Annotated in this window: 13 protein-coding genes; 4 read left to right on the forward strand and 9 right to left on the reverse strand. The window is 38.0% G+C overall.

Annotation, left to right across the window (positions count from 1 at the left end; translation table 11 throughout):
- Positions 1-3 precede the first annotated feature (3 nt).
- The 3 genes from LIS78_RS20240 to LIS78_RS20250 form a co-directional block, all read right to left on the reverse strand.
- Entirely contained in the window at positions 4-1689 is a 1686-nt protein-coding gene (locus tag LIS78_RS20240) for a DUF6044 family protein (protein WP_252285362.1), read from the reverse strand.
- Between the two features lie 91 nt (positions 1690-1780).
- Positions 1781-2203, reverse strand: coding sequence for a GtrA family protein (locus LIS78_RS20245; RefSeq protein ID WP_252284267.1), 423 nt, complete (start codon positions 2201-2203; stop codon positions 1781-1783).
- Positions 2204-2362: 159 nt separating this feature from the next.
- Complete coding sequence (locus tag LIS78_RS20250) at positions 2363-3688, reverse strand: metallophosphoesterase (RefSeq protein ID WP_252284268.1); 1326 nt, start codon at positions 3686-3688, stop codon at positions 2363-2365.
- Between the two features lie 221 nt (positions 3689-3909).
- On the opposite strand from LIS78_RS20250, the gene LIS78_RS20255 reads away from it, so the two are divergent.
- On the forward strand, positions 3910-5295 hold the full coding sequence (locus tag LIS78_RS20255; RefSeq protein ID WP_252284269.1) for a protoporphyrinogen oxidase: 1386 nt from the start codon (positions 3910-3912) through the stop codon (positions 5293-5295).
- Positions 5296-5769: 474 nt separating this feature from the next.
- On the opposite strand, the gene LIS78_RS20260 is transcribed toward LIS78_RS20255, so the two are convergent.
- The 4 genes from LIS78_RS20260 to LIS78_RS20275 form a co-directional block, all read right to left on the reverse strand.
- The gene (locus tag LIS78_RS20260) at positions 5770-6621 is read right to left on the reverse strand and encodes a VOC family protein (protein ID WP_209150589.1); all 852 of its coding nucleotides are present in this window, start codon (positions 6619-6621) and stop codon (positions 5770-5772) included.
- 202 nt (positions 6622-6823) lie between these two features.
- Entirely contained in the window at positions 6824-7687 is an 864-nt protein-coding gene (locus LIS78_RS20265; protein WP_252284270.1) for an MBL fold metallo-hydrolase, read from the reverse strand.
- Between the two features lie 99 nt (positions 7688-7786).
- Positions 7787-8713 (reverse strand): DMT family transporter, encoded by a 927-nt coding sequence (locus LIS78_RS20270; RefSeq protein WP_195782103.1) that lies wholly within the window; start codon positions 8711-8713, stop codon positions 7787-7789.
- Positions 8710-9192: a GNAT family N-acetyltransferase gene (locus LIS78_RS20275; RefSeq protein WP_195782102.1), complete on the reverse strand. Its 483-nt coding sequence runs from the start codon at positions 9190-9192 to the stop codon at positions 8710-8712. The genes LIS78_RS20270 and LIS78_RS20275 overlap by 4 nt, the downstream gene beginning before the upstream one ends.
- A gap of 220 nt (positions 9193-9412) precedes the next feature.
- Here LIS78_RS20275 and LIS78_RS20280 point away from each other — a divergent pair, with 220 nt between their 5' ends.
- Positions 9413-10033 (forward strand): LysE family translocator, encoded by a 621-nt coding sequence (locus LIS78_RS20280; RefSeq protein WP_013058667.1) that lies wholly within the window; start codon positions 9413-9415, stop codon positions 10031-10033.
- Between the two features lie 277 nt (positions 10034-10310).
- A complete protein-coding gene (locus LIS78_RS20285) occupies positions 10311-11744 on the forward strand; it encodes an alanine/glycine:cation symporter family protein (RefSeq protein ID WP_195782101.1) in 1434 nt (477 codons plus the stop codon).
- Between the two features lie 63 nt (positions 11745-11807).
- On the opposite strand, the gene LIS78_RS20290 is transcribed toward LIS78_RS20285, so the two are convergent.
- The gene (locus LIS78_RS20290; RefSeq protein WP_061859438.1) at positions 11808-12260 is read right to left on the reverse strand and encodes a CBO0543 family protein; all 453 of its coding nucleotides are present in this window, start codon (positions 12258-12260) and stop codon (positions 11808-11810) included.
- Between the two features lie 157 nt (positions 12261-12417).
- Positions 12418-13383, reverse strand: coding sequence for a bile acid:sodium symporter family protein (locus tag LIS78_RS20295; RefSeq protein ID WP_061859545.1), 966 nt, complete (start codon positions 13381-13383; stop codon positions 12418-12420).
- A 290-nt stretch (positions 13384-13673) separates the two neighbouring features.
- On the opposite strand from LIS78_RS20295, the gene LIS78_RS20300 reads away from it, so the two are divergent.
- A complete protein-coding gene (locus LIS78_RS20300; protein ID WP_025750169.1) occupies positions 13674-14780 on the forward strand; it encodes a mechanosensitive ion channel family protein in 1107 nt (368 codons plus the stop codon).
- The last annotated feature ends 35 nt before the right edge of the window (positions 14781-14815 follow it).

Here is a 14815-nt window from a genome sequence, read left to right on the forward strand (position 1 = left end):
CCCTTACTTTGCTTCATATACATACACTTTCCAAGCGGACTGTTTATCGTTAAACGCTTTTAAAAAGTGCAAACCGTCCCCTTCAGCATTTTCGATTGGCACAGCTGAAAAGATATAGCGACCGCCCATTTTTTTAAATTGGCTGATATTAAGCTGCAAATGACGGATTTTTTTCGTTGAGTCTTTTCGGTAATCATATTTTTTCCCTAGCTGGCTAACAAACACATAGCAGCGGTTGCCCCAGTGATCATAGTAGCTTTCTAACTTTTTATTCTTATCAAGCTCTTTGGCAATGATTTTGCGAAACTCATGTTTATACGTTAACGGATAGAAGTTGTTATACGTATCTAGCGTATAAAAGCCGTTATACTGAGCAATTGATGGATGAAGCCCAATGCTTGCTACCCGATAAGATGATTTAGGTTTTCCTATATATCTGCTGATTTCATCGAATTGATGGACAGCATAAAATTCTTTAAACGACGGCTCGTGATTGTAGCGATAATAAAGCTCAGGGTTCGCTATAAATAACACAAGCAGCTGTAAAACCAAACACACCCACACAAACTTTTTCCACGTCTTGCCCCGTTTCCATAAAACATAGCCGCCAACTGCAAACATCAAATAAATAATGAGCGGGCGTAAAAAATGAAATCTAGCAAAGTTAAACGTATTTAAAAGCTGAAATTTTTCTTTTAGCGGCTCCCATCCTTTATAAAACCAAAACGCATACCAAATCGACAGTAGTAGATTAAGAATAAATAACTGCAAAAACGTTTTTTCAAGCTTTCCCTTCTGATTCCGAGCGACAATCCACAGTACAATAAAAGAAAGCGGTAAAATTACAAAGGTATGAAGCGTCATTACATGTGTATGCCCAAGCGTATAGTTCTTTAAAGCAAGGCGAATGGAATGTCCGAAACTTAGAGTAGAGCTTAAAAATTCATTTCGACTCGTCGGGGCCTCCGGAAATAAAAGAGAATCAACAAGCCGGTATTCAATGAGCAGAAAGACAGCGGTCATCGCTGCAATACTGCTTAAAAAAGGAATATTCCACGCTCGTTTTTTAACTGCATCTCTTAGCCATAGCAGCCCCATCGCCGCTAAAAAGAAGAAAAAACCTAGCACAAAACTCGCGTAAAACGGAAGCAATAAAAGAGTAAGCCATTCCTTCCACGTTCCTTCACGGTTTCGAATGGTTAAAAACGCCCACAGTGCCAGCGGTTGTCCTAATGTACTCAGCATGCCCGAAGGCCAAAAAGGAGTAAGTGCAAAAGCAAGTGATACAAGCACTCGAATCGCATAAGCATCCTCGCTTTTGAGAAAATGCTTTTTTAATAATAAGTACATTCCAATTAAAGCAAATACGCGCGTGATCGTTTGACTCAGGCTGTACGCAAGCATGGTCGGGAATAAACCATACAGCCACTGAATACCGCTAAATTCTGTTCCAAACGTATTCCTCGGCAATCCGTTAATAATTTGAGGTAATACGGCATGACTGGAGCCAAACAGCTCTCCGCTTCGATGCAGAACTTTATACCACGTAATATTTGAGTCTAAATTATCGTGCACGCGTATATGTGAATTTTCCCCGAGCAAAAACATAGGGGATACATACGCAAGCAGCAAAAGGAAAGCGATAATAAGCAATGTTTTTTCTTTATTCATAGCTGTTTCTTTCTTCATAGCTGTTTCTTTCTTCATAGCTGTTTCTTTCTTCATAGCTGTTTCTTTCTTCATCTGTTAACACCTATTTCCATTTCATAATTGCTAGAAGCTAATCGTGTATGACGACTGCTTCTTTGTTTGCATTGAATACAAAGTATTTTTGACCCGTATAATTTAAAAGCGTGTACAGACCTGTTCCAATTAATATACCGACGTCTTTTTTGAACGGACGCACAGCAGCAGGAAGTTGGTGCAATAACCAGCTGGAGAACTGCAGTCCAATATAGTAAGATAAACCGTAGCAAACGCCAATAACCAAAATAAAACGCAGTATGCTTTTAGATAAATGAACTCCGCTTTTAAACGTAAATATTCGATTTAATACGTAGCTGACGACTGCTCCTGCTGCGTTTCCGATAAACGTTGCTGCCCAGTAGTGATGAAAAATATGAAGCAACACATACATAATGGAAAGACCTACTGCTGTATTGACCAGCCCTACTACTAAAAAACGTAAAAAAGATCCTTTCATACAAACTCCTTTTGATTTTTGATACTTTCATTAAAATTACATATTATGACTTTAAATACAGTTTCAGTGTAGCAACTCCACTTAAAAATCTAATGAAAATAACATTAAAAACAGATGAAAAAAAGCTAAAAGAATAAATAAAAATCAGGATTCTTTTAGCTATTTAGTAGAGCCTTCAATGATTAATTTTTGGTCGCTTTGATTGTCAAACGCATCCACTGCCGCTACTTCTATTTGATACGCAGTATGAGGCTGCAAACCCGATAATGGAAGACTTAGAACATCCGGAACAGGATCGCTGTAATATTGAGAAAATGCATTGTATGTTTTGACCGCTTCTCCAGTTTCTTTATTTTTGACGGTAATGCGATAAGAGTGAACCATCAGATTATCCACAGCTTGCGTAAACTGGATATAAAGCTGATTCGATGAAGCTTTTTCTTGTATAACAGAAATAGTAGAGCTTGGAAGAAAAACCGGTTTTACTAAATCTCGTTCATTCGTGTAGTGAAACTTTTTTGAATCTGCAGGTATGTCAATTTCCCACGCTTCTCCCGTCCACTTATTTGCGTGAAAATCCCGCCTTTTAACGACTACTTTTCGATTATAAACCTCTACAAGAAGACCTTGACTCACGTCTCTGTAGCCAGGAGGAAGTTCACCTTGTAAATATCCGGCACCAGGCCATATATACCGAACAGAAGACGTTGCAAGAGATGTAAAATCTCTTTGAAAAATAGTACGAGGATCGTCCAACGGATGGTGGGTATGACCAGAAAATGTAATGACTTGCGGATAAGGTTTTAACGTATTGTAAAGAAGCTGTTCATTCACTTCTATCCCCCATCTGTTTTTCCCGTACAGTGTATTGTTAATAGGCTGATGAATAAAGACAAAAATCGGTTTTTTAGGATCGTCTCGCTTTGCTATCTTCAGCTGTTCTCCAAGCCAGTTAATTTGCTTGATTGAATAATCACCGGCGGTCAGACGGCTTTCTGTTCCAAGCATGATAAAATGATATCCTTTTATCACTTGATGAAAATAAAGAGCTTTCATTTTGGTTTTAGATAAAAAACGCTGCTGCGCTTGCTGATTGGTTACACTGTCCCGGTATTCATGATTGCCAATTGTAAAAAGAGATACGGCCTGCGGCTGTTTATTTTGATTATAAATAGAAAAAAAGCGGTCGTATTCTTTTAACGCGCCGGTATCAGCCAGATCTCCTACTACTACAAATGCATCTTGTTTCGGTGCCTGTTCATTTAATTGCGTTAATGCATGTTGAAAAGTACGCAAATCAAGCGTTCCTGTTTCCTTAATATGAACATCACTGATCACAGGAAAAACTAGCTTTGGTTCGATGTATCCGCTTCGTCCGCTCTTCTCTTCGGCTCGTACGTTTAAGGTAATACCGCATATAAGAACACTTATTAATACTAAAGCGAGCCAGTCTTTTTTCAGCGTTTCCATAAAACCGCCGAGCATGATGCTTCCTCCTTTCTTCACTGCTGCGTCTCAGTCATTTTCTCTACGTGTATGAGCTTTTATTTTATGTAATTTCAAAATATCTAATCGTATAGTTTCAATATTTCTTTTCGTGTTTGCACACACTATGTTCACAATCAATTCATTACACTTTTCCTAGTCATAGTGGTATGATTTTCGTATATTACAGACTAATTGTTGAAAATGTAGGAGTGAATATTTTGAAAACGGTCGCTGTTATTGGAGGAGGAATTACGGGCTTAACCACTCTGTACTATTTGCAGAAACTAAAACGAGAACGTAATCTCCCGCTTAAATTATTGTTACTAGAGAAACATTCCCATTTAGGAGGGAAAATCAATACGCGTGAAGCTGGGGAATTTATCATGGAAACAGGGGCAGATTCTATTGTAGCTCGAAAAGAAAACGTTATGCCTCTGCTAGAAGAGCTGTACTTAACAAACGATTTAGTATATAACGAAACGGGCAAATCGTTTATTTACTCTGCTAATGAGCTGCTACCCATTCCTGAAGATACCATGTTCGGTATTCCAACAAGCGTAGAATCTCTTTTTAAAAGCGAGCTGATTTCTTCAAAAGCTAAAATTACAGCTTTAAAAGACTTAATCACTAAAAATACAACGTTTACGAAAGACAGCTCAATTGGACTCTTTTTAAAACATTTTTTAGGAGAAGAGCTAGTAGAAAAGCAAATTGCACCTATTTTATCCGGCGTCTACTCTGGCGATTTAGACAAACTCACGATTTCTTCGACTCTCCCGTATCTGCTCGACTACAAAAACACGTACGGCAGCATCATCAAAGGAATGGGAGCCAATGAAAAGAAATTTAAAACGGCAGGAAATAAAAAATTCATTTCGTTTAAACAAGGTTTATCAACGATTATTCACCGCTTAGAAGAAGAGCTTTCTGATGTAACGATTTTAAAAGATACGCCAACCACCAGCATAAAACGGGACGGTGAACGTTACCAAATCAGTACGCCGGGGCAAGCCTATTCAGCAGATTACGTGGTGTTAGCTACACCGCACACGGCTGCTCAGCACCTGTTGAACGATCCTGAATTAAACGAAGACTTTGAGCAGTTAAAAGATTCTTCTCTAATTAGCGTATACATGGGTTATGACGTTCCAGACGAATGCCTTCCTGCTGAAGGCACTGGATTTATTGTCTCTCAATCAAGCAACTTAATCGCTAATGCCTGCACGTGGACGAGCAAAAAATGGGCTCACACTTCTAAGCGAGGGAATTTGTTAGTTCGCCTGTTTTATAAAAGCACGAGCCACCACTTTGACAGACTGCGGATGATGTCAAAAGAAGAGTTGCTAGCAGTGGCACAAAAGGACATTGAAAACAGCTTAGGCATCAAAGAGCAGCCCATTGAAAGCGATGTAACCAATTGGGATAAATTGATGCCTACCTATCACCTTAAACACGGTGAACTCGTACGCAGCTTGACTCAAAAATTGCATGACAAGCACCCCGCTATTACATTAGCCGGCTGTTCTTACTATGGAGTAGGCATTGCAGCGTGTATAACAAACGGCAAACAAACGGCTGAAGCTATCTCTCAACAGTTGACTTAAACAAGGTTTGAAAACAATAAAAGGCCTGAAAATAAATATATTATTTTCAGGCCTTTTATTACCTTTTCGTTAGCATATAAAGCTACTTTCCTTACTATTAACAACTCTTTTATCGCTTTTCTTTTTGCAAAGCAGCAGTAGCAAACAATACAAGATAGCGCTCATTTGAAGTTAATCTAAGCCAATGTTTCACTTTATATCTCACAGGTTTCCGCTCCCTTCCTTCAAGGTTTTATATGAAAAGACTTTATATAAAGATTCAATAACAATAAGAAATGATGCTTGATATGTATTTTATTCCCACGCCCGCTTGTTTACAAACTTTTTTAAACGTAAGACTCTTCGTTTATTTCCCTGAAAATAACACCGTTTTCGCCATTATCATCTTACTATTTGAGAAAAAAGTGTACATTTCTTTCCTATTTTGACGAACATTGCGATAAATAAAAGCTGCCAATTGCGGCAGCTTTTATGTTAAAGGACTAATCTAATTATATTACCTGATGGATCTTTTGTGATGAAATCTTGGTTTTCTTTAGACACAGCTGCTCCGATTTCACGAAGCTGATTTATTGCCTGCTCCCTTGCTTCTTCAGCTGGAAAAACAAGTGTAAATGACTCTAAACCAACGCTGCTTTCATGAGGACTAGGCGCTCCAATTCCATTCCAAACGTTTAGTCCGATGTGATGATGATAGCGCCCAGTTGAAATGAACAATGCTTGATTATGGTAATTGCTCACAACCTCAAAACCTAACCCATTTCGATAAAAGTTTTCCGTTTGCCCTAATTCAGAAACGTGAAGGTGAATATGTCCCATTAAGGTAGCCGAAGGTAATCCTGTCCATGGTTTACCGTTTCCTTCAGCTAATATCGCTTCTGCATCTAAAGGTTTTGTAGCCATTACTACTTCACTGTCATTCCATTCCCATGTACTTGACGGACGATCTCGATAAATCTCTATGCCGTTTCCATCTGGATCTGCCAAGTACAGCGCTTCGCTCACTAGATGATCAGACGCCCCTTGAAGCGGATAACCGCTATTTAACAAATGCTGCAGAATACTTCCTAAATCAGAACGAGTCGGCAACAATAGAGCAAAATGATATAAGCCTGTTGTACGAGGCTGTTTTGCTGTAACGTTTTCCGGCTGTTCAATCGATAACAGCGTCGTGCGTCCATCAGCTGTTAACAGAGCTTTGTTCTCTTTTCTCCCTAAAAGTTTAAACCCGATTATTTGCTGATAAAAAGCAAGTGAACGCTCTAAATTTTCTACTTTTAAATTTACTTTCCCAACAAATACATGAGGTGCACGGTGAAAGTTCATGATTATTTCTCCTTTTGAGTATATCATTTTTTAATTAACTTACTTTATGTAACTTATTATATTTTTATAACTTTATTTCGTCAAGTTATTTATTTTACTATCATAACTTAAAGCTTATATCACAGCACAACCAATTGAATAAGCCCGCCTGCTCATAACATAGTATGAACAGGCGGGCTTATTTATCATTATGCATAAACTATCAAAACAGTTCTCTGCTTTTGCGTTTGATATTTCCATTAACAAAATACTGTATTCTCTCTTTTTGCTCATTTGTTGGCTTTTTATACGTTTCACACTCAAACTGAAAACATGCTTTTTCTAAATCGACTTCATTTCCTACAATTTCTCCAATCGCACTCAATTGGTTTAAATCTCGCCAAAGTTCTTCAGGAGTTTCAGGGTCAAAATGAGATGAGAGATAATACTGCGCATCATATTTTTTAAGCTCTCTCTGAATCCGCTCAAAGTCTTCTTTATCATAACTCCAGTCACCGCTATAAAAATCTGGACATAGACAATCACCTAAAAACAGGACTTTTTCTTGGGGTATGTAGACAATGGACGAGTCCTGCGCGTGTACTCCTCCAATATGCTGAATGCAACAAGTGATTCCACCTAGGTCAACTTCCATATGATGATGAAACGTTACGTCCGGCTCCTGTAAAATTAACGTCTCTCGACTCGGCATTTCTTTCTTTATCATATCCCGGCAAAATTCGATTTCCTCCCCCTCCTGGACGCGTTTATCCAAGGAATCATCGTCCCAGCGCAGTGTCTTTAAATAGGCCAGCTTTTTCTTTGTTAAATGATGGCTGATTGTATACTTATTCATTGCATGAATGCCAAATGTATGATCCCAGTGCCAATGCGTAATAGCTACTCCTTTGATTGGAGGAACGCCCATTTTTTCCACTTCTTCTAAAAATGATGATGCATGCGCAGGAGAATTCCCGGCATCTACGATGAAACTATACTTCTCCCCGCATATAAGCCCGAGCACCGGCCGATCCGTTTCTTCAGAATGAGGAAAGTAATAAACGTAATCCGTTAGTTTTTTCAGCATATTTACACCCGCTTTATGTAGTTTAATAAAAGCCTCTTTACCAAATGGTAAATAATGATAAATAAACTGTATCATACTCGGTGCGGCTTGCCTATCCAATTAGCTGATATTGGACTTTTCTTGAAGAGCCATGACTTTTTTCGGCTCTGCTGCTTTGTGCTTTAAGAAGATCATCACACTAATCATCACAATCATCCCTCCCACTAGCTGAGAAACAGTTGTCATTTCTCCAAGCAAGAAATAAGCGAGAATGATGGCACCAATTGGCTCGCCTAAAATAGCCATTGAAATCGTTGTAGCACCTACGTACTTTAACAGCCAGTTAAATAAGGCATGACCAAAAATATTAGGAATAAGCGCTAAAAGCAAAAAGATCCACCAGTCTTTTGTGTCATACTGAGTCAACGATACGTTTGTACAAATATTGTAGACAAATAGAACCAGGCCACCGATTAAAAAAACGGCGAAGCTATAGATGATTGGAGGCATTTTCTTGCATAATTCTTGCCCCGCCAGCATATGAACAGAAACAGCTACTGTACCTAAAATAGAAAGTAAGTCTCCGTAAAGAGCCGTTTTAGATACTCCGATATCTCCCGATGCGATAATCACCGAGCCGCTAACAGCAATTAAAATGCTGATGATTCCTACTTTGCTTGTTTTTTCTTTAAATAAAAAATAAGCTCCTGCCACTACGAAGACCGGCTCAAGCGCAGTCAAAATCATAGCGCTAGCAACTGTTGTATGTGAAAAAGACTCCATCCAAAACAGAAAGTGAAGCCCTAAAAACACGCCTGATACAGCTAGCATTAGCCATTCTTTTACCGTGCTGTTTTTAAAAAGAATTTTCATTTTCCTCCATGGTAAAAACGGTAAAAATAAAAGGACCGTAAACAGCAGTCTATACATTCCTAAAATAGAAGCAGGCGCTTGCGACCATTTAATTAAAATAGAAGAAAAAGAAACGGCTAATACACCGATTAAAAGAAAGACAGGAGGCGGTAAAGGAAGAGTTGATTTATTCATGCCATTACTCCTTTTAGAATCTCTTTTTTCATATTTGCTACAGGAATATCCACTCCGTCTCTATGTACGATTTCTTTTTCCTCTATGTAAAAGCCGATTGATTCATACAAAGCTATATTACGAGAAACACTCATTCTCACCTTGCATGATAAACTTTCCTTGCCACACTCTTTGGCGTATGTTTCTAACCATTGAATAAGCTGTTTAGCCATTCCTTTTCCTTGAAAAGCAGGAATAACAGACAGGCGGTAAAAATATAAGCTCGTTTCTTCTAGTGTAAAACGCGCCATCGCTACCGGCTTATTTTCGACGTATAAAATGACAGCTTCTTTTCCGTGCTTTAACGATTGCATAATAGATTCTATCGTTTCATCAAGAGCACTGGACGGGGGGACAGAATCGCGATATACGGAGAAGGCTTGCAGCATAAGATCGTGAACTGTAGCAGCGTCCTCCGGCTGTGCTAAACAGTACTTCATAAATTTTACCCTCTTTCTATAAAAATTAAGTATATCGAATTATTATACAATAACACCTATTTTTTTCCTACATCTTTTATTGATTTTTATTAGGGAGAATAACCTCTTTTTATGCTTTTATACCTTCTTAACTTTACTCCATTAATCTATTAATTCATTAGCACACACTCTTGAGAACTTTTTGTCGAAATGGTTAAAATTCTGTTGGGAGGGAATCATCATGACATTTTCTTGGCTTATACCTTACATAGCCGTGTCACTTATCATTGTCTTAATACCAGGACAAGACATGATTTTTGTAATGACACAAAGTATTGCTTCAGGGGTCAAAGCAGGCATCAAAACCGTATTGGGATCTATTACGGGAACATTTGTACATACTCTTTTAGCCGCAGTGGGGCTATCTATTATCTTTCAAAAATCAATTATTGCCTTTACGATTCTAAAGGTTGTAGGCGTTCTGTACCTGCTGTTTTTAGCATACCAATCGTTTCGAGAAAAAAGCGGTCCGTTGGAATTAACAGAAAACGTTCAGCAGCACCATCACTTTAGAAAAGGATTTGTTAGCAACTTAACCAATCCAAAAGTAGCTATTTTCTTCATCACGTTCTTACCGCAGTTTGTTAATTCGTCTCTTGGACATGTAAGTTTGCAGATGATTTTGTTTGGTATCATCTTTATCGCCGAAACGCTTATCATCTTTTCACTTATTGCGCTATTTGCTTCTGGCCTTGGGAAAAAAGTCAAAAAAAGCCGTATCTTTCAGCACACATTAAAATATGTAAAAGGAACGGTTTTTGGCGTACTTGGCCTAAAACTTTTATTTTCTAGCAACAATTAAGTAAAACAAAATGAAATTTCTTTCATCCCTGCTGTTATCGCCTTTTCATACCCGCTTCATTTGTCATATCACCCTATTTTTCCATGTGAGGTTAGTTGACAAAAGACCAAAATTATTATTTTATATATATATAAGGTTCAGATTTAGCAACAAGATTCGACAAGGATAATGAAGAAAAACAGCGGGGAAATAGGGAGATCTATCTAAATAGAGGGAAAATTCTATAAATTCACGTTTTTTATTATTATTCTACTATAATTCATGAAGAGGTGAAACTATGCAAGAAGTAGTTCAAGGTTTTGTTAGTTCAATCAACGAATTTCTTTGGTCCTACTTACTGATTGCGATGCTGATTGCATTTGGTTTGTTTTTTACATTCAGGTCAAAGTTTTTACAAATTCGGTTATTAAGAGAAATGATTCGTGTATTAAAAGAAGGTGCGGATAGCTCTTCTAAAGACGGAATTTCGCCATTCCAAGCATTTTGTATCAGTATGGCAGCCCGCGTTGGTACGGGGAACATTACAGGTATTGCGATTGCGATCGCTTTAGGGGGACCTGGTGCTGTATTTTGGATGTGGGTGCTTGCCGTTATCGGTTCAGCTTCAGCATTTATCGAAAGTACATTAGCACAAATATACAAAGTAAAAGACAAAGACGGCGGCTTCCGAGGCGGACCGGCTTACTATATGGAAAAAGGTTTAAAGAAGCGCTGGATGGGCGGACTGTTTGCTGTCTTAATCACTTTATCATTCGGCTTAATTTTTAATGCTGTACAATCGAACACGATTACTCTTGCTTTTGAAAATGCGTTCGGAACAAATCGTTTAGTGTTAGGAATTATTATGACAGTGGCTTTCGCTGCCATTATTTTTGGTGGAGTTAAGCGTATTGCAAAAATGTCAGAATATATTGTGGTAGTACTGGCTGTTGCCTACATTGGCGTAGCACTCTTTATTATTATTATGAACATTCAAGAGATGCCTTCTCTTATTGCGTTAATCGTAAAAAATGCATTTGGTTTCGAGCAAATTGCCGGCGGTTCTCTTGGAGCAGCTCTTATGCAAGGAATTAAACGCGGCTTATTCTCAAACGAAGCGGGTATGGGTAGTGCACCGAACGCCGCAGCGGCTGCAACAACAAGCCACCCGGTAAAACAAGGATTAATCCAAGCATTTGGTGTATTAACAGATACGCTTATTATTTGTAGCAGTACTGCCTTTATCATTTTGCTTTCAGGTGCTTATACAAATAAAAATTTAAGCGGTATTGAGTTAACACAAGCTGCTTTAAGCACTCACATCGGTTCTTGGGCTGCTGGTGCTCTTGCGATTATGATTTTCTTATTTGCTTTTAGTACATTAATTGGTAACTACTACTATGGAGAAACAAATATTGAGTTCTTGAACACAAATAAAGCTTGGCTGATGACTTATCGTATTGCTGTACTTGCAATGATTGTGTTCGGTTCTATTTCTCAAATTCAGCTTGTATGGGATTTAGCAGATCTGTTTATGGGCTTTATGGTAGTAGTCAACTTAATCGCAATTCTCCTGCTGTCAAAAGTTGCCTTTGCCGCACTCAAAGATTATCTTGCCCAAAAGAAAGCTGGAAAAGACCCTGTCTTCTATCAAGACAGCATTTCTGGACTTGATAATATTGATGCGTGGGATCATTCAAAAGATAAATCCAGCTCGAAAAAAGCGATCTAACAAAAAAAGCCGTGAATATTCACGGCTTTTTTTATTGTGCATATTTACTTCTTTTTCTTTCTTCTAGTGAAGCAGTCTAAGACTAACCAAATACCTATAGTATAAATAAATCACGCTGTACGGAATCCAGTAGGAAAAAAATGTCCAGCCGAGATTCCATCCGTTTCCGTATATAACTCTTTCCATATGCACATACGTTCCTTCTAAAAATGTTGTAAACAGCGCAATAAGAAAAATAAAAAAATAAGGTTTTCCGATTCGCTGGATTAAAAAAATCATATAGCTGGCCAATACAGGATAGACGCCTAAATTAAAAGGCAGCGCCTCTAATGCTTCATTTTCTAAAGAAGTGCGGAGTTTCCAAAAGCCATAATAACTCCCTAATTCATTGATAACGATTGCTAAAATGCAAAAAGCAGTTCCTACTAAAGGCATTAAACGACGATTTTTAGGATGTAAATAGAGTGTGCCAAAAATCCAAGGTAAAACAAAAGCCAGCGCTATATTGATAAGCAAGAATATCCGACCTTTTTCTTTCTATTATGCCACACCGTTTCTTTTTCTAATCATCTCTTTATCTTGAACGCAGCAAGCGTAAAAGCACCTTATCTCTCATCATTAAAACAGAGTGCTTACTTTATGATTACTGTGGTTCGTCCCTTGCTTCTTCCATTTATTTTAATGAAACAAATTCAGCGTCTTTTTTCTGGTAATAGTTTTGAACTAAACGCCCTGATAAAGCGGCTAATACCTGCTGAAATAACATCCCTAGTACGACGGGTACAGCAACGGGAGCTGGAAAATAAGATACGGCTAATACGGCTCCGGCGCTAATATTTCTCATGCCCCCGCAAAACGTAAGCGTCACAACTTTTGCTCGGTCCCACTTTAGCCATTTACCAATCATCCAGCTGAAGAAATAACCAGCTGAACTCATTAAAAAGACGATCACGATGATAAACAGCAGTTTTTTATCGATATGTTTTAAATAAGGGGCAATCACTCCCCCGTTTACCATGACCATCACACTTAACCCTATTTTTGAAACAGGTGCCAGCTTTGGTCCTAATGTCTGCTTAATTGTTCCTTTTGTATATTGATTTAAGCACATGCCTAACAGAGATGGAAGGACAATCATAAAACATAAATCTTTGACTAGCTTTAGCGCTTCCAAATGCACGGTGTCTCCAACCACCAATAAAAGCGTATAAGGAACGATAAGCGGCGCTAAAAGAGTATCAATTAAAATAATGGACAGCGCAAGAGGAATGCTTCCTTTGTAAATAGAGACCCATATAAAACTAGTCACTCCGGTTGGAATAATCGCTGCTAGCAAAAGGCCCGTGCTTGTAAATACATCATGCGGAAAAATCACTTGGCCAACGCTCCAAGCCCACGCTGGCATAAAAATATGTAAAACAAACAGGGCCATAACGATTGGAAATGGACGGTGTATGGTGGCGTTTAACTGCTGAAAATTTGAGTTTAAACTTCCAGCAAACGTCATTAATGCAAAAAGCCATGGAATTAAAAAGGTATACTGACTCAGTGACGAACCAATAAGCACTCCTATAAGTAAGCTGACCGGCGTAATAAAGGGCATCAATTTTTCTAGCATTCTATTTAATTGACTTAACAAAGCTTCTCCCTCCAACGAACGTTTTAAATAAATAATAAGATAAATCAATGTTTATAATATCACCTATTTATTATACAACTTATTTTCAGACTATTGTCTGTCTCTTTTACTAAAAAGAGATATATTCATAATTATCACTTAAATAGATTTACGGGTATTTTTATGCTATTTTAATAGGGAAGAAGCTTTTAAAAAGCATGAATTTAGGGTACAGTACACTCTACATAGAAATGCTTCAATTGACGGATATAAATGAACTGTAGCACAGTTTTGGTAACTAGGAGGATTGTATGGATTTTTTGAAGTCTCTGTCATCGTTAGATGATTGGAAAAAAATCGTGATTGCGATTGGGATCTTTCTGATCTTTTTAATTCTTCGCAAGCTGTTCACGACTTATTTGTTTAAGTTTATTATTGGTTTTGTCAAAAATAAAAAAATCAATTTAATTACGAGCGTTTTAGAAGCTTTTGAAAAGCCGCTGCGCTGGATTTTTGTGATTATTGGTTTCAAGCTTGCTCTTCCCTATCTTCCCTTTGATGTTTTAACAGCCGACACGGAAAGACATTTAGTTCGTTCAGCTTCTGTTGGCCTTGCAGGATGGGGCTTGTATAATTTAGCTGCTTCTACCAATTTATTTTTTGCAACGTTTGCCAAAAACTTTGATATCCAAGTGGATCGAATCATTATTCCTTTTATTGAAAAGTTCATCCGCATCGTTGTTGTTATGCTTTCTATATCCATCATCGCAGAAGAATGGGGTTTTAACGTAAACGGCTTTGTAGCGGGTCTTGGGTTAGGTGGTCTTGCTTTTGCCCTAGCCGCAAAAGACACCGTTAGTAATTTATTCGGCGGAATTGTGATTATTACCGAAAAGCCTTTTACCATTGGAGATTGGATTAAAACACCGAGTGTTGAAGGCGTTGTAGAAGATATTACGTTTCGAAGCACCAAAGTTCGAACGTTCGCTCAAGCAGTCGTAACGGTTCCAAATGCTACTCTTTCTAATGAGCCTATTATCAACTGGGCTAAGATGGGAAAACGTCAAATTGCCTTTCATTTAAACTTGAATTATAATACACCAAAAGAAAAGTTAGAAACAGTAGTGGCAAGAATTAAAAAGATGCTGACGGAGCACGAAGAAATTCACAATGAAACGATTCTTGTTAACTTTGACGGTTTCTATGAATCCAGTCTAAATATTTATTTGTATTTCTTTACAAATACAACCGTTTTTGCTGATTATTTAGATGTAAAAGAAAATATAAACTTCGAAATTATGGACATTCTTGAAGAAGAAGGCGTAGAATTTGCTTTCCCTACGCGCACACTCATCGTTGAGCAGGATGGAAAGCTTTCAGGCAATCCAAAAGAATTTCTAGAAAGTGCTCGAAGCTAAAAAAAGCTGACTACTAAGTCAGCTTTTTTCCTTTC

This window comes from Priestia megaterium (genome assembly GCF_023824195.1).
GTDB lineage: Bacteria > Bacillota > Bacilli > Bacillales > Bacillaceae_H > Priestia > Priestia megaterium_D.